25 protein-coding genes are annotated in these 26814 nt (G+C 42.9%); 22 read left to right on the top strand and 3 right to left on the bottom strand.

Features of this window, described 5'->3' with window-relative positions; all coding sequences use genetic code 11:
- Nucleotides 1–210: 210 nt before the first annotated feature.
- Nucleotides 211–1707 carry a C69 family dipeptidase gene (locus tag PR766_RS15405; RefSeq protein ID WP_154635948.1) on the top strand — a complete coding sequence of 499 codons (1497 nt, stop codon included), beginning with the start codon at nucleotides 211–213 and terminating at the stop codon, nucleotides 1705–1707.
- 196 nt (nucleotides 1708–1903) lie between these two features.
- Nucleotides 1904–2647, top strand: a complete 744-nt coding sequence (locus PR766_RS15410) for a type 2 GTP cyclohydrolase I (RefSeq protein WP_154635949.1) — start codon at nucleotides 1904–1906, stop codon at nucleotides 2645–2647.
- A 36-nt stretch (nucleotides 2648–2683) separates the two neighbouring features.
- On the opposite strand, the gene PR766_RS15415 is transcribed toward PR766_RS15410, so the two are convergent.
- A complete protein-coding gene (locus tag PR766_RS15415; RefSeq protein ID WP_154635950.1) occupies nucleotides 2684–2833 on the bottom strand; it encodes a hypothetical protein in 150 nt (49 codons plus the stop codon).
- Nucleotides 2834–2967: 134 nt separating this feature from the next.
- Nucleotides 2968–4092, bottom strand: a complete 1125-nt coding sequence (locus PR766_RS15420; RefSeq protein WP_154635951.1) for a multidrug effflux MFS transporter — start codon at nucleotides 4090–4092, stop codon at nucleotides 2968–2970.
- A gap of 110 nt (nucleotides 4093–4202) precedes the next feature.
- On the opposite strand from PR766_RS15420, the gene PR766_RS15425 reads away from it, so the two are divergent.
- Nucleotides 4203–4991, top strand: coding sequence for an AraC family transcriptional regulator (locus PR766_RS15425; RefSeq protein WP_036967948.1), 789 nt, complete (start codon nucleotides 4203–4205; stop codon nucleotides 4989–4991).
- 54 nt (nucleotides 4992–5045) lie between these two features.
- Here PR766_RS15425 and PR766_RS15430 read toward each other — a convergent pair whose 3' ends face one another.
- Nucleotides 5046–6332, bottom strand: coding sequence for a citrate synthase (locus PR766_RS15430; RefSeq protein ID WP_006660455.1), 1287 nt, complete (start codon nucleotides 6330–6332; stop codon nucleotides 5046–5048).
- Nucleotides 6333–6972: 640 nt separating this feature from the next.
- Here PR766_RS15430 and sdhC point away from each other — a divergent pair.
- The 19 genes from sdhC (at nucleotide 6973) to cpoB (ending at nucleotide 26422) form a co-directional block, all read left to right on the top strand.
- Nucleotides 6973–7362 carry a succinate dehydrogenase cytochrome b556 subunit gene (sdhC, locus tag PR766_RS15435; protein ID WP_004909059.1) on the top strand — a complete coding sequence of 130 codons (390 nt, stop codon included), beginning with the start codon at nucleotides 6973–6975 and terminating at the stop codon, nucleotides 7360–7362.
- Nucleotides 7356–7700: a succinate dehydrogenase membrane anchor subunit gene (gene sdhD / locus PR766_RS15440; RefSeq protein WP_006660454.1), complete on the top strand. Its 345-nt coding sequence runs from the start codon at nucleotides 7356–7358 to the stop codon at nucleotides 7698–7700. Before sdhC ends, sdhD begins: the two co-directional genes overlap by 7 nt.
- 1 nt (nucleotide 7701) lies before the next feature.
- Complete coding sequence (gene sdhA / locus PR766_RS15445) at nucleotides 7702–9468, top strand: succinate dehydrogenase flavoprotein subunit (RefSeq protein ID WP_006660453.1); 1767 nt, start codon at nucleotides 7702–7704, stop codon at nucleotides 9466–9468.
- Between the two features lie 35 nt (nucleotides 9469–9503).
- On the top strand, nucleotides 9504–10220 hold the full coding sequence (locus PR766_RS15450) for a succinate dehydrogenase iron-sulfur subunit (protein WP_006660452.1): 717 nt from the start codon (nucleotides 9504–9506) through the stop codon (nucleotides 10218–10220).
- A 378-nt stretch (nucleotides 10221–10598) separates the two neighbouring features.
- Nucleotides 10599–13406, top strand: a complete 2808-nt coding sequence (gene sucA, locus PR766_RS15455; protein ID WP_006660451.1) for a 2-oxoglutarate dehydrogenase E1 component — start codon at nucleotides 10599–10601, stop codon at nucleotides 13404–13406.
- 14 nt (nucleotides 13407–13420) lie between these two features.
- Complete coding sequence (gene odhB, locus PR766_RS15460; RefSeq protein ID WP_036960232.1) at nucleotides 13421–14629, top strand: 2-oxoglutarate dehydrogenase complex dihydrolipoyllysine-residue succinyltransferase; 1209 nt, start codon at nucleotides 13421–13423, stop codon at nucleotides 14627–14629.
- A 132-nt stretch (nucleotides 14630–14761) separates the two neighbouring features.
- Nucleotides 14762–15928, top strand: a complete 1167-nt coding sequence (gene sucC / locus PR766_RS15465; protein ID WP_006660449.1) for an ADP-forming succinate--CoA ligase subunit beta — start codon at nucleotides 14762–14764, stop codon at nucleotides 15926–15928.
- A complete protein-coding gene (gene sucD, locus PR766_RS15470; RefSeq protein WP_006660448.1) occupies nucleotides 15928–16800 on the top strand; it encodes a succinate--CoA ligase subunit alpha in 873 nt (290 codons plus the stop codon). Before sucC ends, sucD begins: the two co-directional genes overlap by 1 nt.
- A gap of 825 nt (nucleotides 16801–17625) precedes the next feature.
- The gene (gene cydA / locus PR766_RS15475; RefSeq protein ID WP_006660447.1) at nucleotides 17626–19194 is read left to right on the top strand and encodes a cytochrome ubiquinol oxidase subunit I; all 1569 of its coding nucleotides are present in this window, start codon (nucleotides 17626–17628) and stop codon (nucleotides 19192–19194) included.
- 14 nt (nucleotides 19195–19208) lie between these two features.
- Nucleotides 19209–20348, top strand: a complete 1140-nt coding sequence (gene cydB / locus PR766_RS15480) for a cytochrome d ubiquinol oxidase subunit II (RefSeq protein ID WP_006660446.1) — start codon at nucleotides 19209–19211, stop codon at nucleotides 20346–20348.
- A 12-nt stretch (nucleotides 20349–20360) separates the two neighbouring features.
- A complete protein-coding gene (cydX, locus tag PR766_RS15485) occupies nucleotides 20361–20483 on the top strand; it encodes a cytochrome bd-I oxidase subunit CydX (protein ID WP_006660445.1) in 123 nt (40 codons plus the stop codon).
- Between the two features lie 5 nt (nucleotides 20484–20488).
- Complete coding sequence (gene ybgE, locus PR766_RS15490) at nucleotides 20489–20776, top strand: cyd operon protein YbgE (protein ID WP_006660444.1); 288 nt, start codon at nucleotides 20489–20491, stop codon at nucleotides 20774–20776.
- A gap of 134 nt (nucleotides 20777–20910) precedes the next feature.
- The gene (gene ybgC / locus PR766_RS15495) at nucleotides 20911–21306 is read left to right on the top strand and encodes a tol-pal system-associated acyl-CoA thioesterase (RefSeq protein ID WP_006660443.1); all 396 of its coding nucleotides are present in this window, start codon (nucleotides 20911–20913) and stop codon (nucleotides 21304–21306) included.
- On the top strand, nucleotides 21303–21986 hold the full coding sequence (tolQ, locus tag PR766_RS15500; protein ID WP_006660442.1) for a Tol-Pal system protein TolQ: 684 nt from the start codon (nucleotides 21303–21305) through the stop codon (nucleotides 21984–21986). The genes ybgC and tolQ overlap by 4 nt, the downstream gene beginning before the upstream one ends.
- A gap of 17 nt (nucleotides 21987–22003) precedes the next feature.
- Nucleotides 22004–22426, top strand: a complete 423-nt coding sequence (gene tolR / locus PR766_RS15505; RefSeq protein WP_006662303.1) for a colicin uptake protein TolR — start codon at nucleotides 22004–22006, stop codon at nucleotides 22424–22426.
- A gap of 70 nt (nucleotides 22427–22496) precedes the next feature.
- Nucleotides 22497–23639 carry a cell envelope integrity protein TolA gene (tolA, locus tag PR766_RS15510; RefSeq protein ID WP_006662302.1) on the top strand — a complete coding sequence of 381 codons (1143 nt, stop codon included), beginning with the start codon at nucleotides 22497–22499 and terminating at the stop codon, nucleotides 23637–23639.
- A gap of 144 nt (nucleotides 23640–23783) precedes the next feature.
- Nucleotides 23784–25076: a Tol-Pal system beta propeller repeat protein TolB gene (tolB, locus tag PR766_RS15515; protein ID WP_006660439.1), complete on the top strand. Its 1293-nt coding sequence runs from the start codon at nucleotides 23784–23786 to the stop codon at nucleotides 25074–25076.
- 43 nt (nucleotides 25077–25119) lie between these two features.
- Complete coding sequence (gene pal, locus PR766_RS15520) at nucleotides 25120–25617, top strand: peptidoglycan-associated lipoprotein Pal (protein WP_006660438.1); 498 nt, start codon at nucleotides 25120–25122, stop codon at nucleotides 25615–25617.
- Between the two features lie 22 nt (nucleotides 25618–25639).
- A complete protein-coding gene (gene cpoB / locus PR766_RS15525; RefSeq protein WP_036960238.1) occupies nucleotides 25640–26422 on the top strand; it encodes a cell division protein CpoB in 783 nt (260 codons plus the stop codon).
- The last annotated feature ends 392 nt before the right edge of the window (nucleotides 26423–26814 follow it).

Below are 26814 nucleotides of genomic sequence, written 5' to 3' on the forward strand. Positions count from 1 at the left end.
CATAATAATTAATTCCTATACTTCAATGTTATTTAAATTACAGTCATGTTATTTAATTTGAAATTTAAATTCATTAACTTATTTGACACTGAGAAGTGAATCACGGTAATTGTCTTTATCTCATTGCTAATATTCATTCCCAATAAAATTAGATTATATTTTATTAAAATTCAAAAGATATTTAATTATAAATAGCCAATGAGGAATATCATGATTCTATTTAAAAAATGTGTTATCGCATTGTCAATTAATATCGCATTAATATCATCTGGATTGGCTTGTACCACACTACTTGCAGGTAGTGAAGCTACGAATGATGGCTCGTTAATTATCGCGAGAAGCGCTGATAGCAGTGCATTAAAAGCTCAGCATTTTGTAATACATCCAGCCAAAAAAAATCAATCAGGAATATATAGTACAAAAGAACGTAATGGTGCTAATAATTTCACCTACCCATTACCAAAAAATTCATTACGATATACAACTGTGCCAAATTGGAAAACACAATTACATGGTGCAACTGGATTTAATGAATTAGGTGTAGGAGTCAGTGGTACTGAATCTATATTTGCTTCTCCTAAAGCATTAGCGTTTGATCCCTATGTTGAAGAAACTGGAATTACAGAAGATGATATTCCAGATGTACTTCTTTCCCGTGCAAAAACAGCCCGTGAAGCGGTGGAGCTTTTAGGTAATATTATTGAAACCCAAGGTGCTGGTGAAGGTTTTGGTGTTGCTGTCGTCGATAAAAATGAACTGTGGTATTTAGAAACTGGAACGGGGCATCAATGGATGGCTCAAAAAATTGCAAAAGATAAATATTTTGCAACGGGAAATCAGGGGCGTTTACAAGCGTTTGAGGCGAATAATCCCGATATGCTTGGCTCTAAAAATCTCGTTGAATTTGCAATAGAAAAAGGTTTATACAACCCAGAAAAAGATGGCGCATTCAATTTTTCTAAAGCCTATACGCGTGATGATGAACGTGATCGTGATTATAACGATCCACGAGTTTGGATCATTCAGCAGCAGTTTAATCCGTCGTTAAAACAAGATATTGCAGATGGTAGAAATTTTGCTCCATTCTTAACACCAGAGAAAAAAGTCTCTGTAGAAGAAGCGAAAGCTATGCTACGTAATCACTTTGAAGGCACGGAACATGATCCGTATACCAACGGCTTAAACGGAAAAGAGCCATGGCGACCAATTAGCGTGTTTAGAACTTATGAAGCTCATGTGATGCAAGTACGTCCAGAGTTACCGCAAGAAATTGGTGAAGTGACATATGTTGGTCTAGGGATGGCGGATTTGACCGCATTTGTTCCTTACTATAGTGGGCTAGAAGCTTATCCAAAACATTACGGTGTTGGAACTGACAAGGCGGATAGCGATTCTATTTATTGGAAATACCGTAAATTACAAACATTGGTGATGACTGACTACCCTAAACTTGCGCCTATTGTTAAAAAAGCCTACCAAGAGTGGGAAGCGAAAACGGCGTTAGAGCAAAAAGCTATGGAAGTGAATTACTTAAAAATGGCCAAAACAGATAAAGCCGCTGCCAATAAAATGCTTAATAAGTTTAATCTGGATGTCATGGCAAGCGCCGAGAAGTTAACTGAAGATTTAACTAACCAACTTTTCACTATTCGAACTGAAGATATTCAATCTGATATTTTCTTTGCGAACAAATCGAAGAAAGACTAAAAATAGCCGTAATTCTGTAAACTCAAGAAGACTCTCCGTGGGGAGCCTTCTTGTTTAATTCCCTTTCTTTTTCAAATTCAGCTTAATTCTTAGCTTGTGTGAGTTTGCCAATAAATACAGCAGAAAAAAATGTGATTTACGTTTATGCTAATCAAATACCAATAAGTTAGGAATTCAGTAGGTAAAGGATACGATTATGCATAATTTTAAGTTAGAAGAGCTGATTAACGATGAGTTAAAAGTCAGTGAAATCCAAGAATTCGCACCAAATGGATTACAAGTGGAAGGTCGTCCACATGTGAAAAAAATTGTTACAGGTGTGACAGCTTGCCAAGCATTATTGGATGAAGCGGTAAGATTAAATGCAGATGCAGTGATTGTACATCATGGTTATTTCTGGAAAAACGAACCTGCCATTATCAAAGGCATGAAAAGAAATCGCCTAAAAACATTACTGGCAAATGATATCAACCTTTATGGTTACCACCTTCCGTTAGATGCTCACCCAGACCTAGGCAACAATGCACAACTCGCGCACATTATGGGCGTGCAAGTAAATGGCAACATTGAGCCACTAATGCCATTTGGTTTCTTTGATCAACCAATTTCGCCAGCAGAGTTAACTCAGCGTTTAGAAACTCGCTTAGGACGCAAAGTATTACATTGTGGTGATAATGCCAAAGACGAGATTCGCCAAATCGCATGGTGTACAGGTGGCGGTCAAAGCTTCATCATGCAAGCCGCGGAATTTGGTGTTGATGCCTTTGTGACAGGGGAGGTCTCAGAACAAACCATCCATATAGCAAGAGAAATGGGTATTCATTTCTACAGCGCAGGGCATCACGCAACAGAGCGTTATGGGATTAAAGCGTTGACTAAGTGGCTGGTGGATCAGCATGGGATGGATGCAGTTTTTATCGATATAGATAACCCAGCCTAAATTTTCGTCATATTTCACGCTGTGGCTGTGTTGGTTTCACGCAGCCACTTGGGTCACATACTTGTGTATGCCCCCCAAGCTGTCTTTGCTCACCGCCTTGCCACAGCCTGAACTATTTAGAAAATACATATTTTCTTTGTCTTTCAAACCACAACGTTGTTGGCTGCATTCGTGAACCTTAGTCACATACTTATGTATGCTCCTAGGGCTTCACTCTTTTGCCGCCTAGTTGTGGCTCGAAATCCTTAGAAAATAGCTACGTAATCGAAAATAATTTCTTGATAGAAAATATTCTCGTTGTGCTTGATGAAAGAAATAGGTCAAGTTCGGTATTTTCGTGCAGTAAGAAGCAGTATTAGGCTTGAAGTGATGAGCACTAATCCTAGGTTTTGAACCTCGCCGGCGACCATTAATCCAAGTGCTAATCCCATATAGTAAAATAGCCCTAAAATTGCGCCTGCAGTGCCTTTTCTATCTTGATAATGATTTAATGCATGCGCCAGAATATTTGGGATGGTAATTCCATAGCCAATGACAATCCCCATCACAGGAAACACAAACCAGACACTGTCGTGTAGTAGATAAACTAAACAGCCACTGACCAAAGATAGCCCACTTGCTAACTTAACTAATTTTTCTGGTGGCTGTTTTTTCGCCAATAAATAGTGGTTAATCAGTGACCCCATTCCCACACCAAACGCTAATAAAATACCGGTTAGCCCAAATTGTTGCTGATTGAGCATTAATTGTTCAAAAATAAAGGGTCCAAGTTGGTAATAACTGAATAAATTAATGTTGAAAAATGCAATCAACATCACATTTTGGAAAATTCGTTTATCCCCTAACATGTGTAAAAACGTAGTTAAAAATGGGGTTTTGATCACGTTTTGTGGTTTGGTCTCTGGAAGCTTATAACATGACCATAACAAAAGTATGGTCGCTAACAACGCTAAACCCATAAAAACGGCTCGGTAACTACCTAGCCAAACTAAGCTGGCACCGAAAATCATGCCAAGAGCGGGACTTATTGCTAAGGCGATGCCCATCACCGAGAAAACTTTGGCTAACGTATGACCTTGAAAACTGTCACGCATCATGGTTTGTGTACCAATAGAGCCAACTGCTGCACCAAAAGCGGATAGCATTCGTAGCAGCAACAGCCAATAGAATTGAGATACAAAAAGCGCACTAACCGATGCAATTCCATATAGGGTTAAGCCCAATAAAATGGTGGGACGGCGCCCGATGACATCACACATTCTTCCCCAAAAAACAACGCCTAAGGCGAATGCAAAAAAGTAAAGAGAAAGCGTTTGAGATGCTTGCTCTGCATCGACATTGAATGCGCTAGCGATATCCGTTAATGCTGGGCTATATATGGTTTCGACAATCTGTGGAAACATCATTAATGCAATTGCTAATGATAATGAAAGTGCACGCTCCATATTGATTTACCTATTTATTTTCAAATTTGATGGAATGGCGCAAAGTTTAGTGGCTTTTTGGTTGTCTTATTACAATAATAAAGACAATAAATATCAAAAAAGAGACGTTTATGGCGTGGTTATTACAGTCGGATGAGTTTCAAACTCACTGGTATGATGCCCCTATTTTGGGGATTGCCGCACAGATGGGGCAGCACGATTCAGGCGCTCATTCCCATGAAATGGGACAATTATTGTTCACTCAACAAGGATGCATTCGTATTAGTTTGGAAAATAAAATTTCGTTGTTACCACCAGGAAGAGTGGCGTGGATCCCGCCATTTACAAAGCATCGAGCTCAAATGCGAGCTTCAGTGGGTTATCGCTCGGTTTACTTAAGTCAAGAATATGCTCAGCAAATTTCTGAACAGGTTTGTATTTTAAGTATTTCTCCTTTACTCCGAGAGTTATTAGAACGCATTGCAATTGCTCCCTTTGAGAGTGACTGGAAAAGGGGACGGCTAGCAAGGTTACTGCCTGTTTTTATTGATGAATTACAAAGTGCAACAGCAGAGCCAATGTTACTATCATTACCTCAAGACCGGCGCTTTAAGCACTTGAATATTGAGTTGTTGCCTCCACCGCTCAATCAACTCGCTAGAACCGTCGGTGCGAGTGAAAAAACCATTACTCGGATATTTTTAAAAGAAACAGGGATGAATTACCAAGTTTGGCGACAACAGTGGCGGTTTATCAAAGGGATAGAACTGTTAACGCTAGGAAAATCGTACGGATTTATTACCCAAGAGTTAGGGTTGACCAGCGACAGTGCATTTATCAGTTTTTTTCGTAAAATGAGTGGAATGACGCCGCGGGAATATCGTGATGGGTTAAGCCAAGAAATAGCGAATAAACAGTGAGTTAAAAGCCAAAAAGCCCCGAGTTTTCGAGGCTTTAAGTCTTAATCAGTCAAATTATTTTTTCTTTAAATCTGAACTGAATTCACGTTTGTCATAGCCGGTATACAGCTGACGCGGACGTGCAATTTTCAGACCTTCATCATGCATTTCGTTCCAATGTGCAATCCAGCCAATAGTACGGGCAATAGCGAAGATAACAGTAAACATTGATGATGGAATTCCCATCGCTTTCAGGATGATACCTGAGTAGAAGTCCACGTTCGGATACAGTTTCTTCTCAATGAAGTACGGGTCGTTCAGGGCGATACGCTCTAATTCCATAGCTACTTCAAGCAGGCTGTCATTTAGACCCAGCTCGTTCAGTACTTCATGGCAAGTTTCACGCATGACGGTAGCACGTGGATCATGGTTTTTATAAACGCGGTGACCAAAGCCCATCAGGCGGAAAGAGTCATTTTTATCTTTCGCACGCTCGATAAATGCAGGAATGTGTTCGACAGTTTGGATTTCTTCCAGCATGCGTAAGCAAGCTTCGTTAGCACCACCGTGAGCCGGTCCCCACAGGGACGCGATACCTGCTGCGATACAGGCAAATGGGTTTGCACCGGAAGAACCTGCGGTACGAACTGTTGAGGTTGATGCGTTTTGCTCATGGTCAGCGTGCAGGATCAGGATTCTATCCATCGCGCGCTCAAGAACTGGGTTAACCACATATTCTTCACATGGTGTAGAGAACATCATGTGCAAGAAGTTACCCGCGTAAGATAGATTATTACGAGGATAAACAAAAGGTTGACCAATAGAATATTTGTAACACATTGCTGCCACAGTTGGCATTTTAGACAGCAAACGGTAAGCGGTAATTTCACGGTGACGTGGATTATTGACGTCTAGTGCATCGTGATAGAATGCCGCTAACGCCCCTGTGACACCACACAGTACAGCCATTGGATGAGAGTCACGACGGAAACCATTAAGCATACGAGTGATTTGCTCATGGATCATGGTGTGACGAGTCACTGTTTGTTTGAAGGTGTCATATTGCTCTTGAGTAGGTGCTTCGCCGTATAGCAGGATGTAGCAGACTTCAAGATAGGAGGCTTGGGTAGCGAGTTGGTCGATTGGGTAACCACGGTGGAGTAGAACGCCTTGATCGCCATCGATGTAAGTGATTTTAGACTCACATGATGCCGTTGAAGTAAAACCTGGGTCGTATGTATAAAACCCTTTTGAACCTAAAGCTCGTACATCGATAACATCTTGACCAATTGTAGGGCTTAGGATGTCTAGCTCGAATTCACCTTTACTTCCAGTCATTATCTTAGCTTTGTTATCAGCCATTTACGGTCTCCTTAGCGCTTGATAATCCACACTCAACAACCCAGAACTCAGCGTTATACTGCGTCTTTAAGCATTGTTCTATCGGTGTGTTGAGAAAATCAGCTGGATATCACATAAAACCTTGAAATCCGGCAACCGATAACAATGGGGTTAGGTTGTTTACGAGTGTATAGGGCGTTATGTTCTTTTTTTGTTGTTTTCTCTACAATATCATTATTTGTGGTAAGGGAAACAACTTTCATAACTTTTGTTTATACTTGCATACTCATTCACATTACTACACGACTCTGGGTCATCCGTAACGTATTCAGATAAATCTGTCAGGCATATATGTAAGATAAATGTTGAATCATTGTCAAATAAGATAAGCACATTTATATAAAATGTTTAAATCGTGATCCTTCTCACTGTTCGGGCTAAATGTCTCCAAACCTTTTGTGTGGGAATTGTAATAGCAATGTGAAGACTTTATACTGGCGGCAGGTCTCCGGATTACCCTGAGTAGGAGTTCCCAGCGTGATCAGTATGCAACTTTATTCAAACATGATGGATTAAAGTTTGTGTTAAGTTGCATTTTGTACCCCTGTCGCTGTCTGATTTCCACCCCAGGTCCGGAGGATGGAAAATAATAAAGAGCTGTGTGGGCAAAATTGTGAAAAAACAAAGACCTGTCAACCTTGATTTGCAGACGATTCACTTTCCGATTACTGCAATATCTTCGATCTTGCACCGTGTCTCTGGCGTCATTACTCTCATCGCAGTTGGTATTCTGCTTTGGTTGCTAGGGACTTCTCTCTCCTCTCCAGAAGGTTTTCAATACGCGTCTGAAATAATGACTGGCTTTTTTGCTAAGTTCATTCTTTGGGGAATCTTAACAGCACTGGCTTACCACATTTGTGGTGGTATTCGTCATATGCTGATGGATTTCGGCTGTGTTGATGAAACCCTTGCTGCGGGCAACTCATCCGCAAAAATTACATTTGTAATTACTGTAATTCTGGCAATTCTGGCGGGGATCTTAGTATGGTAAGTAATGCTTCAGCTTTAGGCCGTACTGGTATCCAGGACTGGCTGCTAATTCGTGGCTCGGCGATCGTTATCGTCCTCTACGTACTCTACATTGTTGGCTTTGTCGCAATCAATGATATTACCTATGAAGTATGGCGTGGCTTCTTTGCCTCCTCTGTGACCAAAGTATTCACTATCCTCACATTGTTCTCAATTCTTGTGCATGCCTGGATTGGTATGTGGCAAGTGCTGACTGACTATGTTAAGCCGTTAGCGATTCGCTTAGTACTACAACTGGCAATTATTGTCGGTTTACTGGCTTACTTAATTTACGGAACAATTGTTGTGTGGGGTGCATAAAATGAATCTGCCAATCAGAGAGTTTGACGCTATCGTTATCGGTGCGGGCGGTGCAGGTATGCGCGCAGCACTACAAATTTCTCAACAAGGCCTATCTTGTGCTTTGTTATCTAAAGTATTTCCAACCCGTTCTCATACTGTGTCAGCGCAAGGTGGTATCACTGTTGCGCTGGGTAACACACACCCTGATAACTGGGAATGGCATATGTATGACACCGTTAAAGGCTCCGATTATATCGGTGACCAAGACGCTATCGAATACATGTGTAAAACAGGACCGGAAGCTATCCTAGAATTAGAACATATGGGGTTGCCTTTCTCACGTCTTGATGATGGTAGTATTTATCAACGTCCATTCGGTGGTCAGTCTAAGAACTTCGGTGGCGAGCAAGCAGCACGTACTGCTGCGGCAGCTGACCGTACTGGTCACGCACTGTTACATACTCTGTATCAGCAAAACTTAAAAAATCACACGACGATCTTTTCCGAATGGTATGCGCTGGATTTAGTAAAAAACCAAGATGGAGACATCGTGGGTTGTACCGCAATCTGCATGGAAACAGGCGAGCTGGTTTATTTTAAAGCGAAAGCGACCATCTTAGCGACTGGCGGTGCAGGTCGAATTTACCAATCTACAACTAACGCTCACATCAATACGGGTGATGGTGTTGGTATGGCGGTACGCGCTGGCGTTCCACTGCAAGATATGGAAATGTGGCAATTCCACCCAACGGGTATTGCGGGTGCCGGTGTTCTGGTTACAGAAGGTTGCCGTGGTGAAGGTGGTTATCTGCTGAACAAAGACGGCGAGCGTTTCATGGAACGTTATGCACCAAACGCGAAAGACCTTGCGGGTCGTGACGTTGTTGCACGCTCTATCATGATTGAGATCCGTGAAGGTCGTGGTTGTGATGGCCCATGGGGTCCACACGCGAAACTGAAACTGGACCACTTAGGAAAAGATGTTCTGGAATCTCGCTTACCGGGTATCCTTGAATTATCTCGTACTTTTGCCCACGTTGACCCAGTTAAAGAGCCAATCCCAGTTATCCCAACTTGTCACTATATGATGGGGGGGATTCCAACTAAAGTGACGGGTCAAGCGATTCGCTATAACGAAAAAGGCGAAGACGAAGTCATTCCGGGTCTGTTTGCTGTGGGTGAGATTGCTTGTGTGTCTGTACATGGCGCTAACCGCTTAGGCGGTAACTCCCTACTTGACCTTGTGGTATTTGGTCGTTCGGCTGGTTTACACCTGAATGAATCCATCATGGAGCAGGGGCCAATGCGCGATGCGTCTGAATCGGACATCGATGCGGCAATGGCGCGTTTCAATCGTTGGGAAAATGCGCGTACAGGCGAAGATCCAACTGAAATTCGCAAAGCACTGCAATCTTGCATGCAGAATAACTTCTCCGTATTCCGTGAAGGGGATGCGATGGCTAAGGGCTTAGAAGAGCTGAAGGAAATCCGTGAGCGTCTGAAAAATGCACGTCTGGATGACACTTCAACTGAGTTCAACACCCAACGTATTGAATGTTTAGAGCTGGATAACCTGATGGAAACCGCTTATGCAACAGCACAAGCTGCAAACTTCCGTACAGAGAGCCGTGGTGCTCACAGCCGCTTCGACTTCCCAGATCGTGATGATGCAAATTGGTTATGTCACTCATTATATCTACCGCAATCTGAAACGATGACTCGTCGTGAAGTGAACATGCAGCCTAAGTTGCGTGAAGCCTTCCCACCGAAGATTCGTACTTATTAATGCGTGGTGTTAATCCAGTTGCGGAGAAATAAACTATGAAACTAGAATTTTCGATTTATCGCTACAATCCTGATGTAGACAATGCGCCACGCATGCAAGATTACACCCTTGAAGTAAAAGAAGGGCGTGACATGATGTTGCTGGATGCATTAATTCAGTTAAAAGAACAAGATCCAACACTCTCATTCCGTCGTTCTTGCCGTGAAGGGGTGTGTGGTTCTGATGGTCTGAACATGAACGGTAAAAACGGGCTGGCTTGTATTACTCCACTGTCCGCTTTAACCCGTAGTGGTAAAAAAATTGTGATCCGCCCATTACCAGGTCTACCAGTTATTCGTGACCTGATTATCGATATGACACAATTTTATACCCAATATGAAAAAATTCGTCCGTATCTTATTAATGATAATAAGAATCCACCTGCGCGTGAAAACTTACAGTCACCAGTACAACGTGAAAAACTCGATGGTCTTTATGAGTGTATCCTGTGTGCGTGCTGTTCAACTTCATGTCCGTCATTCTGGTGGAATCCGGACAAGTTTATCGGTCCAGCAGGTCTGTTAGCTGCGTACAGATTCTTAATTGACAGTCGCGATACTGAAACGGATTCACGATTAGATGATCTGAACGACGCTTTTAGTGTTTTCCGCTGTCATAGCATCATGAATTGTGTCAATGTATGCCCTAAAGGACTAAATCCAACGAAAGCTATCGGTCACATTAAGTCTATGTTGTTGAAACATAGCGCCTAAATCGATACAGCCTGCGGTGCTTAGGTGCCGTAGGCTAAATTTGGATAGCACAAAATACGTACTTAAAGTAAAAAATAAGCGTAAAGTAAGTATAAGTCTTAAATTGAATCACTGAAACGTAAAGTAAAAAGTCAAAAAGTGAAAGTAAAAAGCCAACTGCAAAACAAGATGAAGACACTTGCGAAAGCAAGGAACCTTTAAAAACCGCAGACAGTTTTTAAAGGTTCCTTAAAAGGGAAACCCTTAATTGATAAGAGGGACTCCCAAAGTGAGAACATGCAAAAAGCACGTCCAAGAGAACCTTTATCGAGGTCGCTTAAATGCGGCGATTAGTTAACCACGGCGAAAACTAAAGCTTATAAAGCTTAAGGGATCACAATGCAGAACGGCGTAATGAAGGACTGGCTGGATTCAAGCTTTCTGGCAGGCGCGAACCAGTCTTATATAGAACAGCTCTATGAAGATTATCTGACTGACCCTAATTCCGTAGATGCCGAGTGGAGAGAAATCTTCCAGCAACTACCTGGAGCAGGTAATAACGGTGAACAATTACATTCGCAAGCACGAGACTACTTCCGTCGCTTAGCAAAGGAGTCCACCCGTTACCACACCTCTGTTAGCGATCCTACGATCGACGCAAAACAAGTCAAAGTTTTGCAGCTCATCAATGCCTTCCGCTTCCGCGGACACCAAAATGCAAATCTCGACCCGTTAGGACTTTGGAAACGCGAAGCCGTTCCAGATCTGGACCCTACATTCCATAATCTAACGAAAGAAGATTTCGACGAAACTTTCAATGTGGGTTCTTTTGCAATCGGCAAAGAAACCATGAAACTCAGTGAGTTATATGAGCATCTGAAGCGTATTTATTGCGGTTCAATTGGTGCAGAATATATGCATATCACTAACACTGAAGAAAAACGCTGGATTCAACAACGTCTTGAATCAGTCAATGTTGCTGAACAATTTTCTAAAGAAGAAAAACGTCGCTTCTTAGCCGAATTAACGGCTGCGGAAGGTCTTGAGCGTTATCTTGGTGCTAAATTCCCAGGTGCAAAACGTTTCTCTTTGGAAGGTGGTGATGCACTGATCCCAATGCTGAAGGATCTTATCCATCATGCAGGCAAACAAGATACCCGTGAAGTGGTTCTTGGTATGGCGCACCGTGGGCGCTTAAACGTTCTGATCAACATTCTGGGTAAAAAACCTGCTGAACTATTTGATGAGTTTGCAGGCAAGCATAAAGACCATTCAAGTGCAGGTGACGTTAAATATCACCAAGGTTTCTCTTCTGATTTTGAAACTGCGGGTTCTCGTGTTCACTTAGCGCTGGCATTTAACCCATCACACTTAGAAATTGTAAGCCCAGTAGTTATTGGTTCTGTACGTGCTCGCCGTGACCGTTTGGACGAAGGTCGTAGCAACATGGTTCTGCCAATCACCATTCACGGTGATTCAGCAGTAACTGGTCAAGGTGTGGTACAAGAAACCCTGAACATGTCTCAGGCTCGTGGTTATGAAGTCGGCGGTACTATGCGTATCGTTATCAACAACCAAGTTGGTTTCACAACCTCCAACCCGAAAGACACGCGTTCAACAGAATACTGTACTGATATCGTGAAAATGGTTCAGGCACCAATTTTCCACGTTAACGCAGATGATCCTGAAGCTGTCGCATTTGTGACTCGCTTAGCCTTAGATTTCCGTAACACCTTTAAGCGCGATGTTATGATCGACTTAGTGTGTTACCGCCGTCATGGTCATAACGAAGCTGATGAGCCAAGTGCAACTCAGCCAATCATGTACCAAAAAATTAAACAGCATCCAACGCCACGTAAAATCTACGCAGACCGTTTAATCGAAGCTGGCGTAGTTTCTGCGAATGAAGTTACTGAAATGGTTAACTTGTATCGTGACGCGTTAGACCGTGGTGACTGTGTTGTTGAAGAATATCGTGAAATGGGTCTGCATTCTTATACATGGGAACCGTACTTAAACCATGAATGGAATGAGCAATACAAATCTGGCTACGATATTAAGCGTTTAACTGAGCTGGCAACCAAGCTGAGCACGATCCCTGAAGGTATCGTTGCACAGTCTCGTGTTGAGAAAATTTATGCTGACCGCGCAGAAATGGCGAAAGGGACAAAATTACTCGACTGGGGTGCGGCAGAGACTCTGGCTTACGGTACGTTAGTTGACGAAGGTGTCCCTATCCGTTTATCTGGTGAAGATGCGGGTCGTGGTACGTTCTTCCACCGTCACGCGGTGGTACATAACCAAACGAATGGTTCAGTTTATGTCCCATTACAAAATGTTCATAGCGGTCAAGGCGTGTTCAACGTTTGGGACTCTGTTCTGACTGAAAACGCAGTATTGGCATTTGAATATGGCTATGCAACAACAGAACCTCGCGCATTAACAATTTGGGAAGCGCAGTTCGGTGACTTTGCTAACTGTGCGCAAGTTGTTATCGACCAATTCATCAGCTCTGGTGAGCAAAAATGGGGTCGTATGTGTGGTTTGGTGATGTTACTGCCTCATGGTTATGAAGGTCAGGGTCCAGAACACTCATCTGCACGTTTAGAACGTTACCTGCAACTGTGTGCTGATCAAAACATGCAAGTGTGTGTGCCATCAACACCCGCTCAGGTTTATCACATGTTACGCCGCCAAGCACTGCGCGATATGCGTCGTCCTCTGATTGTGATGTCACCTAAGTCACTGTTACGTCATCCATTAGCAGTTTCTAGCATGGATGAGCTGGCGAATGGTTCATTCCAACCAGTTATCGGTGAAATTGACGAAATTAATCCGAAAGATGTGAAACGCGTCGTTATGTGTTCCGGTAAAGTTTATTACGATTTATTAGAACAACGTCGTAAGAAAGAACAAAAAGATGTGGCTATCGTACGTATTGAACAGTTGTATCCGTTCCCTCGCGAAGATATCCAAAAAGTATTGGCTCAGTACGCTCATGTGAAAGATTTTGTTTGGTGCCAAGAAGAGCCACTGAACCAAGGTGCTTGGTATTGCAGCCAGCACAATTTCCATGAAGCCATCCCAGCAGGCGCAACTTTACGCTATGCGGGTCGAGCAGCTTCTTCTTCTCCAGCAGTTGGTTATACCTCCGTTCACCAGGAACAACAAGCGGCCCTGGTTAATGACGCTTTGAACATTGCATAATTAAAGGATAGAAAATGAGTAGCGTAGAAATTCTTGTTCCCGATCTTCCTGAATCCGTCGCTGACGCAGCGGTTGCCACATGGCATAAAAAACCAGGTGACAGTGTTCAGCGTGACGAAGTTCTGGTTGAGATCGAAACAGACAAAGTTGTTCTTGAAGTTCCTGCAAGTGAAGCAGGTGTTCTGGAAGCCATTATTGAAGAAGAAGGCGCAACTGTTTTATCTAAACAGTTACTGGGTCGCATTCGTTTAGGCGATAGCACAGGCATCCCTGCTGAAGTTAAAGAAGCAGAGCCAGCGCCAGCAGCACGCCAAACCGCAAGTTTAGAAGATGAAAGCAACGATGCGCTGAGCCCAGCGATTCGTCGTCTGGTTGCTGAACACAACTTGAATCCAGCAGACATCAAAGGCACAGGTGTTGGTGGTCGTCTGACTCGTGAAGATGTTGAAAAACACTTAGCAGCTAAACCAGCAGCAGCGCCAGCAGCTCAAGCTCCTGCAGCAGCTCCAGCACCATTAGCTCACCGTAGTGAAAAACGTGTTCCTATGACTCGTTTGCGTAAACGTATCGCAGAGCGTCTGTTGGAAGCGAAAAACAGCACTGCGATGTTAACGACCTTCAACGAAATTAACATGCAGCCTATCAAAGATCTGCGTGCACAGTACGGTGAAGCATTCGAAAAACGTCATGGTGTACGTTTAGGCTTTATGTCTTTCTACATCAAGGCGGCGGTTGAGGCACTGAAACGCTATCCAGAAGTGAACGCTTCTATCGATGGTTCTGATGTGGTTTACCATAACTATTTTGACATCAGTATTGCGGTATCAACACCGCGTGGTCTGGTAACGCCAGTTCTGCGTGATGTGGATGCAATGAGCATGGCTGATATTGAGAAAAATATTAAAGAGCTGGCTGTCAAAGGTCGCGACGGTAAATTAACTGTTGAAGATTTAAGTGGCGGTAACTTCACTATCACTAACGGTGGTGTATTCGGTTCTCTGATGTCTACTCCAATCATTAACCCACCACAAAGCGCAATCTTAGGTATGCATGCCATCAAAGACCGCCCAATGGCAGTTAATGGTAAGGTAGAAATTCTTCCAATGATGTATTTAGCGCTGTCTTATGACCACCGTTTAATCGATGGTCGTGAATCAGTTGGCTTCTTAGTGGCTATCAAAGATATGTTGGAAGATCCAACTCGTTTACTGCTAGACGTATAGAAACATAACAGGGCAGGGGGACAACCTGTCCGGTCTGAGGTAACCGATGCAGCCAGTTCGCTGGCTGCTAAATCTGTAACAATTGCAAGGGGCGATAAACGCTCCTCCAGACTCAATTATGGATAGAACATCATGAATTTACACGAGTATCAGGCAAAACAGCTTTTTACACGCTATGGTTTACCAGCACCAACTGGTTATGCCTGTTCATCAGTAGAAGAAGCAGTAGCTGCGGCGAAAAAAATCGGTAATGGTCCATGGGTTATCAAATGCCAAGTTCACGCAGGTGGACGTGGTAAAGCTGGCGGCGTAAAAGTTACAAAAGATATCAATGATATCCGTGAATTTGCTGAAAAATGGTTAGGTAAGAATCTGGTTACTTACCAAACTGATGCAAATGGTCAGCCGGTTAACCAAATTTTAGTTGAAAGCGCGACAGACATCGCTAAAGAACTGTATTTAGGTGCAGTCGTTGACCGTGGTACACGTCGTGTTGTATTCATGGCTTCAACTGAAGGCGGCGTTGAAATTGAAAAAGTTGCTGAAGAAACACCAGAACTGATCCACAAAGCTGTTATCGATCCACTGACTGGTCCAATGCCATATCAAGGTCGTGAATTGGCATTCAAATTAGGCTTAACTGGCAAACAAGTTAGCCAATTCGCTAAAATCTTCATGGGATTAGCGACCATGTTCTTAGAGCGCGATTTAGCGCTGATCGAAGTTAACCCATTAGTTATCAATACTGAAGGTGATTTAGTTTGCTTAGACGGTAAATTAGGCGTTGATAGCAACGCTCTGTATCGCCAAGCTGAAATGCGTGAAATGCACGACCCATCTCAAGAAGATGCGCGTGAAGCTCAAGCGGCTAAGTGGGAACTTAACTACGTTGCTCTGGATGGTAACATCGGCTGTATGGTTAATGGTGCGGGTCTTGCAATGGGCACCATGGATATCGTTAAACTGCACGGCGGTGCTCCAGCTAACTTCCTCGATGTTGGTGGTGGTGCGACCAAAGAGCGCGTGACTGAAGCGTTTAAAATCATTCTTTCTGATAAGAGCGTTAAAGCCGTATTTGTAAACATTTTTGGTGGTATCGTTCGCTGTGACCTGATTGCAGACGGCATCATTGGTGCAGTAGAAGAAGTTGGTGTGAATGTACCAGTAGTTGTACGTTTAGAAGGTAACAATGCAGAGTTAGGTGCGAAAAAACTGGCAGACAGCGGCTTGAATATTATCGCTGCAAACAGCCTGACAGATGCAGCTAAGAAAGCAGTAGCAGCGGCGGAGGCTAAATAATGTCTATTTTAATCGATAAAAACACCAAAGTAATTTGCCAAGGATTCACTGGCGGTCAAGGTACTTTCCACTCCGAACAAGCTATTGCTTACGGTACAAAAATGGTTGGCGGTGTAACGCCAGGTAAAGGGGGAACAATCCACCTTGGTTTGCCAGTATTTAACACTGTGCGTGAAGCGGTTGAAGCAACCGGTGCGACTGCCTCTGTTATTTATGTTCCAGCACCATTTTGTAAGGATTCAATCCTTGAAGCAATTGATGCAGGTATCAAACTGATCATCACTATCACAGAAGGTATTCCAACGCTGGATATGCTGACTGTTAAAGTGAAATTAGACGAAGCTGGCGTTCGTATGATTGGTCCTAACTGCCCGGGTGTTATCACTCCGGGTGAATGCAAAATCGGCATCCAACCTGGTCATATTCATATGCCAGGTAAAGTTGGTATCGTTTCACGTTCAGGTACACTGACTTATGAAGCGGTAAAACAAACCACGGATGCAGGTTTAGGTCAGTCAACTTGCGTTGGTATCGGTGGGGACCCAATCCCTGGTTCAAACTTTATCGATATCCTGAAATTATTCCAAGAAGACCCACAAACTGAAGCGATCGTGATGATCGGTGAAATCGGTGGTAACGCGGAAGAAGAAGCGGCTGCATACATCAAAGAGCACGTTACTAAGCCTGTTGTTGGCTATATCGCGGGTGTAACTGCACCTAAAGGTAAGCGTATGGGTCATGCTGGTGCCATTATCGCTGGCGGTAAAGGGACTGCTGACGAGAAATTCGCTGCTTTAGAAGCGGCAGGCGTGAAGACGGTTCGTAGCTTGGCTGATATCGGCGATGCCGTGAAGTCCCTGCTAAACAAGTAAGCGCAATATGAGTTTATAGCTCGCATAACGTAAGAGACGAAGCCCGTGCTTTCTAGGAAGCACGGGTTTTTTTATGCTTATTGATACCTGCACTTAATTTAATACTGGAAAAAACGTATGACCTAGGGTTTTTGGTAAGTAAAAGAGGAATAAATTAGCATAATTAGTAAGTTTTAGATAAGTGTCTTATTGTGAAAGAAATAGCACAAAATGAACATTTAGATAATTTGATATTAGATCAATTTTTTTATTTTTAAATTATTTTGATTAATGGAATATAAGGGATTTTCTACGGTAATTATCTTTATTAATAAATGAAGGAATAATTTAGAAATAGTCTACTATTATAAATGTATATTCTTTTTTAGATTGAAAAAACAAAAGTTACCATATTGTTTTAATCTTATTAAAAAAGTAAAAAAGTCTTTATCAATGAAAATAACAGGTAATTAACAACTGGGTAACTATTATTGGAATAGGGACTCAATCAATTAACAAACCGGAAAAAATTGACATAAATCAATTTATTACCACTAGCTTTATTTGTTCAAATTGCTTAAATTGGTTCTCGATCAAATACTCATTTTTCTATTAAAGGGTATAATTATTGATATAACTTCAGAATTCAAATCTGAATCACGTAAAAGAAGTTTATTGTATGTGAAGATAGGCGTACTATTATTATGGTAGGTTTTTTCTTTTACTTTTGTTAATTATTTGTTGTTTTGAGGCATTTTTTGCTGGTAGTTAAGAGGCTTTTTCATTTAATACTGGAAGCCGGGTTGCCGCAAGTCGGTGTCTTCCTGCTAGGAGCAAGGAGTCAAGATGTTTGATATTGTCGAACTGTCACGATTACAGTTTGCCTTAACTGCGATGTATCACTTCCTATTCGTTCCATTAACGCTTGGTATGGCGTTTTTGCTTGCGATTATGGAGACGGTATATGTGCTGTCTGGTAAACAAATTTATAAAGATATGACTAAGTTCTGGGGTAAGTTATTTGGTATTAACTTCGCCCTAGGTGTTGCGACTGGTTTGACTATGGAGTTCCAATTCGGGACTAACTGGTCATACTACGCCCACTATGTTGGAGATATCTTCGGTGCGCCTCTGGCAATCGAAGGTTTGATGGCATTCTTCTTAGAATCTACCTTTGTTGGTTTATTCTTCTTCGGTTGGGATCGTTTAAGCAAAACTCAGCACCTTGCGGTGACTTGGTTAGTTGCTTTAGGTTCAAACTTCTCTGCACTGTGGATTCTGGTTGCGAACGGTTGGATGCAAAACCCTATCGCTGCTGACTTCAACTACGAAACAATGCGTATGGAAATGGTTAGCTTCTCTGAGCTAGTCCTGAACCCTGTTGCGCAAGTTAAATTCGTTCATACAGTTGCTGCTGGCTATTGTACTGGTGCTATGTTCGTTCTGGGTATCAGCGCTTACTATATGCTTAAAGGTCGTGACTTGGCATTTGCTAAGCGTTCTTTTGCAATTGCTGCAAGCTTTGGTATGGCTTCTGTTCTGTCTGTTATCGTTCTTGGTGATGAATCAGGCTACGAAATGGGCGACGTACAGAAAACGAAGCTGGCCGCAGTTGAAGCAGAGTGGGAAACCCATGCGCCTCCAGCTGCATTTAACCTAATCGCATTCCCAAGTAATGAGAAACAAGAGAACACGTTCTCAATCTCTATTCCATGGGCGATGGGTATCATTGCAACACGTTCGATCGACACTCCAGTGTTAGGTCTGAAAGATCTGATGAAGCAACACGAAGTCCGTATCCGTAACGGTATGGTTTCATATGGTCAATTACAACAGCTGTTAGCTGGTGATAAGAGTCCAGAATTACGTGCTGCATTCGAAGCAAGTAAAAAAGACCTCGGTTATGGTCTTCTGCTAAAACAATACACACCAAATGTTGTTGATGCGACAGAAGAACAGATTCAGAAAGCGGTTAAAGACAGCATTCCTAATGTTGCGCCTCTGTTCTGGGCATTCCGTATCATGGTTGCAGTTGGCTTTGCGTTACTGTTAATCATCGGTTGGTCATTCCTGTCAGTCGTTCGTAACCGTATTGGTAAAAACAAACTGCTGCTTCGTCTGGCGCTGTTTGGTATTCCATTACCGTGGATTGCAATTGAATCAGGCTGGTTTGTGGCTGAGTATGGTCGTCAACCGTGGGCAATTGGTGAAGTGTTACCGGTTTCGGTTGCACACTCTAACTTAACCCCACAAGACTTGATCTTCTCTATGGCTCTGATCTGTGGTCTGTACACACTGTTCTTGATTGCCGAAATGTTCTTAATGTTCAAATTCGCTCGTAAAGGGCCTAGCAGCCTGAAAACCGGTCGTTATCATTTTGAACAGAAAAACAGTTCAGCACACGACGTTCAGTAAACAGGAGTCCACTTATGTTTGATTATGAAGTTCTTCGATTTGTGTGGTGGATCCTTATCGGCGTACTGCTGATCGGGTTTGCCGTCACGGATGGCTTTGACATGGGCGTAGGCTTCTTATTACCTATCTTAGGTAAAACGGATACTGAACGCCGAGTTATGATTAATGCTGTTGCACCGCACTGGGATGGTAACCAAGTTTGGTTAATCACTGCGGGTGGTGCAATGTTCGCTGCATGGCCACAAGTTTATGCTGCTGCATTCTCTGGTTTCTATGTTGCTATGATTTTGGTATTAGCTGCATTGTTCTTCCGTCCGGTTGGTTTCGACTACCGTTCTAAACTGGAGAACCCGAAATGGCGTAGCATGTGGGATTGGGGTCTGTTCATTGGTGGTTTCGTTCCACCATTAGTAATCGGTGTTGCGTTTGGTAACCTGTTACTGGGTGTCCCTCTGCAAATTGATAACCAACAGTATCTGACTTACACAGGTAATCTGTTTGGTCTGCTGAACCCATATGGTTTGTTAGCGGGTGTTGTCGGTTTGATGATGATTGTTACCCAAGGTGCAACTTATCTGCAAATGCGTACAACGGGTGAACTGCACTTACGTGTTCGTAAAGCAACGTATATCTGTGCATTCCTCACTCTAGCTGCTTTTGCTGGCGCTGGTGTATGGTTAGTGATGGGTATTGATGGTTATGTAGTGACTTCAACTATTGATACATTAAGCCCGTCTAACCCACTGAACAAAACTGTCGAAGTTGTTTCAGGTGCATGGTTAACTAACTTTAACACGTATCCAATCCTGTGGGCTCTTCCTGCTCTGGGTGTTGGGTTACCACTGTTAACGATGATTGCAACAAAAGCGGATAAAAATGGTTGGGCATTCTTGTTCTCATCATTGACTATCGCATGTATCATTCTGACATGTGGGGTTGCGATGTTCCCATTCATCATGCCATCAAGCATTATGCCAAATGCAAGCTTGACCATGTGGGATGCAACATCTAGCCTGTTCACTCTGCAAGTTATGACTGTTGTTGCTATCATTTTTGTTCCAATCGTTCTGGCTTACACCATCTGGTGTTACTACAAAATGTTTGGTCGTTTGGACAAAAATTTCATCGAAAGCAACAAGCATTCACTGTATTAAGGAGCATAACATATGTGGTATTTCGCCTGGATCCTCGGCACTCTGTTAGCTTGTAGTTTTGCAGTGATTGCAGCATTAGCACTTGAGCACTCTGAGAGCGCAAAAGAAGCTAAAACAGCTAAAGATGGTGAGTAAATAACATGCTGATGGATAAATCCTATCAGCTATTAGGAAAGGGCCCGATAAGGGCCCTTATCCTTATATTAGCTTTAGTAACCGCTGGCGCAGTGATGTGGGATCCTTCCCTGTTTGCAGCAAATACCAGTACATTTCCAATCTGGCAAGGTCTTCTCATGATATGGGCAACTTGCAGCGCCATCATTTTTGGGGTGGGTTTCCTCCCAAATAAATTGACGTGGCGACTCCTGTTCCACCCATTACCTGCAGCCATCATTCTTATCTGGGGACTTGTAAAAGTCTTTAGTTAATCTAAATTCAGATTGTGGGTCATGCGACCCGCAATTATTTTTGATATCTTTACCTGCAAAGTGATTCCAAAGCGGCACTGTCTTGCGTATAGTGGCACCGTTAATTAATTTAACCTAAGACGGAGTGGTTTTTTATGTTATTTCGCTGGCCCGTTCGTGTGTATTATGAAGATACTGATGCGGGCGGAGTTGTATATCATGCACGTTATCTGGCTTTTTTTGAGCGCGCAAGAACGGAAATGTTGCGGAATAAAGGTATCAACCAACAAAGTTTACTCGCTGAGAACCTTGGATTTGTTGTCCGTAATATGACAATCGATTTTGTTAAAGGGGCTCGGTTAGACGACCTGCTGGAAGTTGAAACAGAAATCGTTGAAATAAAACGTGCTTCTTTACTCTTTCAGCAAAGGTTAGTTGATTCGCAAGGTAACTTGCTTTGTGGGGCAACGGCCCTAATTGCTTGTGTGGACACATCTAAAATGAAGCCGAAAGCGCTTCCTAAGTCTATTGTCGCGGAGTTTAAACAGTGACTGACATGAATATCTTGGATTTATTCCTAAAAGCGAGCCTATTGGTTCAGATCATTATGTTCGTTTTGATCGGTTTTTCTATTGCATCTTGGGCGATTATTATTCAGAGAACCAAAATTTTAAATGCCGCAACGCGTGAAGCTGAAGCATTTGAAGATAAATTCTGGTCAGGTATCGAACTGTCCCGCTTATATAAAGAGAGCCAAGCTCGCCGTGATGCATTAGGTGGCGCAGAGCAAATTTTTTACTCTGGCTTCAAAGAATTTGTCCGCTTACATCAAGCTAATATTCATGCACCTGATGCCGTGGTTACAGGCGCATCACGTGCTATGCGTATTTCCATGAACCGTGAGTTGGAATCGGTTGAATCACATATCCCATTTTTAGGTACAGTAGGGTCAATTAGCCCTTATATTGGTTTATTTGGTACCGTTTGGGGGATTATGCATGCCTTTATCGCGTTAGGTGCGGTAAAACAAGCAACATTGCAGATGGTTGCTCCGGGTATCGCAGAGGCGCTGATTGCAACGGCAATCGGTCTATTTGCTGCAATTCCAGCTGTTATGGCGTACAACCGCTTAAACTTGCGTGTGAATAAACTTGAGCAAAGCTATGATAACTTTATGGAAGAATTCCTAGCTATCTTGCATCGCCAAGCATTCTCTGCTGATAAGAAATAAGACGGGGAGAACAGCGAATGGCGCGCAATAGTCGCAAACGTGAGCTAAAATCCGAAATCAATATTGTTCCATTACTGGACGTACTGTTGGTGCTTTTGCTGATCTTTATGGCAACGGCTCCCATTATTTCTCAAAGTGTGGAAGTTGACTTACCGGATGCAACAGATACTCAAACGGTCTCATCCAATGATAATCCACCCGTCATTTTAGAAGTGGCAGGTGTTGATCAGTATAATTTATTGGTCGATGGTGAGCGTATGGAGTTACTGCCTCCTGAACAAATTTCAGCCGTCGCAAAAGAACAGTTAGAGAAAAATCCTAAAACCATTTTCCTAATTGGTGGTGCGAAAGAAGTTCCTTATGATGAAGTCATTAAGGCGCTGAACATGTTGCATAGTGCAGGAATCAAATCTGTTGGTTTGATGACTCAACCAATTTAATGTGCTGACGCCATGTTGAAAGTGGCGCAGATATAGTTGAAAAGAATCGATTCTTTTTTTGGAAACCAGAGTGGGAAAGACAAAAGAGAAACAAGATGACTTAAAGCGCTCATTAATGATGTCGATTGGATTGCACATCTTATTGGTCGCTTTAATTGTTATAGGTTCTTTAGTGACTGTCGTCCAACTTGGCGGCGGCGGGGAAGAGGGAACGGTCATTGATGCAGTAATGGTCGATCCTGGTGCAGTCGTGGAGCAATATAATCAAGCTCAACAGCAGCAAAAAAGTTCCCAGCAGGTGGCTAAAGAGCGTAAAGAACAGCAACAAAAACAAGATGCTGAGCTAAGAGAAAAGCAAGAGCAGGAACAAAAGCGCCTGCAAAAGCTTGAAGAAGAGCGTATTCAGACTCAGAGAGAAACTGAACAGCAGAAAAAACAGGCTGAGGAACAGCAGAAACAAGCCTTAGACGCCGCGAAAAAAGCGAAGGAAGAGCAAAAAATAGCGGAAGAAGCCGCGGCACAAGCCAAAGCTGAGAAAGAGAAATTAATCAAAGAGCAAGCTGTAGCGAAAGAGAAAGCAGAGGCTCAAGCTAAAAAAGAAGCTGAGGCTGCTAAAGCTAAAGCTGAAAAAGAAGCTAAAGAAAAAGCAGAAGCTGACGCTAAAGCTAAAGCAGATAAAGAAGCGAAAGCCAAAGCGGATGCAGATGCTAAAGCTAAAGCTGAAAAAGAAGCTAAAGCTAAGGCTGATAAAGAAGCCAAAGAAAAAGCAGATAAAGAAGCAAAAGCAAAAGCGGCTAAAGCAAAAGCTGAGGCTGCGAAGAGTGCATCATCCGTTGATGATTTACTGGGTGATTTGACTGCTTCGGGTCCGAGTAAGCAGGGTGGACAAACAGCAGCGGGTAGCGGTGGCGGTAAAAAGTCAGGCGCATCAAATGCTGATGTTGATAGCTATGCGGGGAAAATTAAAGCTGCAATCCAAAGTAAGTTCTATGATTCAGAAAGTTATCGTGGACGCACTTGTGAGCTGCAATTGAAACTGGCACCAGATGGATTATTGGTTAGCATTACACCGAAAAGTGGTTCAGCAAATGATCCCGCGCTATGTGAAGCGGCAATAAGAGCAGCGAAGCTTGCAACTATGCCGAAACCACCTAGCAGAGAGGTCTATGATACATTTAATAAATCGGGTAGCACATTGGTATTTAAGCCTTGATTTTCAATAACTCAGAGCAGTCTGTATTGTAAATCTTTAGGCAATGTAATAAATAGTTTGTGTGCTATCTAGTTTTGTTAGTATACCTTTGTTAAAATTCAGCGAATTATTGCGGTGGTGAATATCGCAGTAAGGGAGATCAGGATGAAGCAGGCGTTTAAAATAGTTCTCGGGTTCTTAATGCTATGGGCTACTGTTGCTCAGGCAGAGATCCGTATTGAGATTACTGAAGGTGTTAACTCAGCTCAGCCAATTGGTGTTGTCCCATTTAAATGGGCTGGCGCAGGTGCTCCTCCACAAGAAGTGGGGGGAATTGTTGGTGCTGATTTACGCAATAGTGGTAAATTTAACCCTATTGATCCAAACCGCATGCCTCAGCAACCGGGTACGGCTTCAGAAGTTACTCCTGATGCTTGGACTGCGCTAGGTATTAACGCAGTGGTTGTTGGACAAGTTCAGCCAGCAGCAGATGGTAGCTATGTTGTTAGCTATCAGTTAGTGGATGTTGCCGCTAACCCTGGTGCGGTTTTAGCTCAAAACCAATTTAAAGTAACTAAAGATTGGTTACGCTATGCAGCACATACTGCAAGTGATGAAGTTTTTGAGAAATTGACAGGTATCCGCGGCGCTTTCCGTACGCGTATAGCTTACGTTGTGAAAACCAACGGTGGTCAATATCCATATGAATTACGAGTTTCTGACTATGACGGTTTTAACCAATTTACGGTTCACCGTTCGCCAGAACCTTTGATGTCGCCAGCTTGGTCACCAGATGGCCAAAAGATTGCGTACGTAACGTTTGAAAGTGGTAGTTCTGCGCTAGTTATTCAGACTTTATCTAGTGGAGCGGTTCGTCAGGTGGCATCTTTCCCACGTCATAATGGGGCACCTGCTTTCTCACCAGATGGGACTAAACTGGCATTTGCTCTGTCGAAGACAGGCAGCCTGAATTTATATGTGATGGACTTAGGTAGTGGTCAGATTCGTCAAGTAACAGATGGTCGCAGTAATAATACTGAGCCAAGCTGGATGCCGGATAGCCAAACTTTAGTTTATACCTCGGATCAGGCAGGACGTCCGCAAATTTATAAAATGAATATTAATGGTGGTAGTCCTGTTCGAGTGTCCTATGAAGGATCACAAAATCAGGATGCTGATGTAAGCCCGGATGGAACTTTCTTAGCGATGGTCAGCTCCGGGGGCGGTCAGCAACATATCGCCAAACAGGATCTGGCAACGGGTAACGTTGAATATTTAACGTCAACGTTTCTAGATGAAACGCCGAGTATCGCACCTAACGGCACTATGGTAATTTATAGCTCCTCTCAAGGCTTGGGGACTATATTGCAGCTAGTTTCGACCGACGGGCGTTTCAAAGCGCGTCTTCCGGCAACCGATGGACAGGTAAAATTCCCTGCCTGGTCGCCGTATCTGTGATGCATAATAATAATGTGTGGCAAAAATATTAAGGATCAAAACGATGCAACTGAACAAAGTGCTTAAAGGGCTGATGATCGCATTACCAATCATGGCAGTCGCAGCTTGTAGCTCTAACAAAAACAACGACCAAACTGGTGACGATTCTTCTATGAATCAAACTAACACTGGTCTGTCTGCGGAAGAGCTGGCACGTCAGCAAATGGAACAACTGCAACAAAACAACACAGTTTACTTTGGTTTCGATAAATACAATGTATCCCCAGAGTACGCTGAAATGTTAGATGCACACGCAGCATTCCTGCGTAGCAACCCATCTGTACGTGTTGTTGTTGAAGGTCATGCGGATGAGCGTGGTACTCCAGAATACAACATCGCACTGGGCGAGCGTCGTGCTAATGCAGTTAAAATGTATCTGCAAAGCAAAGGTGTTTCAGGTGACCAAGTTTCACTGGTTTCTTACGGTAAAGAAAAACCAGCTGTGTTAGGTCACACTGAAGCAGACTACGCGAAAAACCGTCGTGCAGTCATTGCATACTAATAGATAAGCGAAATTATCTATTATGAACAGTAACTTCAGACAATTACTAGTTGGTCTGTCGTTATTGGTTGGCGTAGCGGTCCCTTGGACCGCTATTGCCCAAGCGCCAATCAACAATGTCGGATCGGGTTCTTCCGCAGACCGCCTCACTCAACTTGAGACCGCTGTTAGCTCTCAAGGTCAAATTATTTATCAAATCCAGCAGCAATTAGCCGATAACCAGCGTGATATCGATATGTTACGCGGGCAGATTCAAGAAAGTGAATACAAATTGAATCAAGTTGTTGAGCGCCAAAAAGATTTGTATATGCAGTTAGACAAAGCGAGTGGTGGTGATTCTTCAAACTCTTCAGATGCAACTGATACCAGTGCATCAAATGCGCAATCATCTTCTTCAGATACACCCGCAGCAAGTTCTGGCGGTAATGAAAAAGATGATTATAACGCAGCGGTTAAGCTGGCGATGGAAAGTAAATCCAAAGCACAGATTGACGAAGCGATCGGTGCATTGCAAGGGTTTATCAAAACATATCCGAAGTCAGGATATCAATCTAACGCCAACTATTGGTTGGGGCAGTTAAACTACAACAAAGGTAGCAAGGATGACGCCGCATTCTACTTTGCGACTGTAGTTAAGCAATATCCTAAGTCTCAAAAAAGCAGTGAAGCCCTATTTAAAGTGGGTCTGATCATGCAAGATAAGGGACAGAAAGATAAAGCGAAAGCTGTTTACCAACAGGTATTACAACAATACCCAAATAGTGCTGGTGCGAAACTTGCAGAGAAGAAGCTCAGTACACTGTAATTGATAACCCCGAAGCGATGTAGCCGAATATTTCGGGGTTATCCGTATGTTTAGTGTGCACTTAATCTTTTTTTTAAAAAAAATCGTTGCACCCTCGTCAGAAATCAGTAATATAAGCCGCCGTTGATACGAGAAAGCGCGGATTGAAAAATCCTAGTTATATCAGCAAGAATCAATTACACATTGATTCTAAAAACATTTAGATGGATCGTTAGCTCAGTAGGTAGAATCGTTAACTGTTAATAAGATGGTTGCAGGTTCGACCCGAAGGGCAAAGAACCAAAAATGATGTTTTAAGATGGGTCGTTAGCTCAGTAGGTAGAATCGTTAACTATTAATAAGATGGTTGCAGGTTCGACCCGAAGGGTAAAGAACCAAAAATAATGTTTTAA

The sequence above is a fragment of the Providencia sp. PROV208 genome, assembly GCF_028479465.1.
GTDB classification, from domain to species: Bacteria; Pseudomonadota; Gammaproteobacteria; order Enterobacterales; family Enterobacteriaceae; genus Providencia; species Providencia alcalifaciens.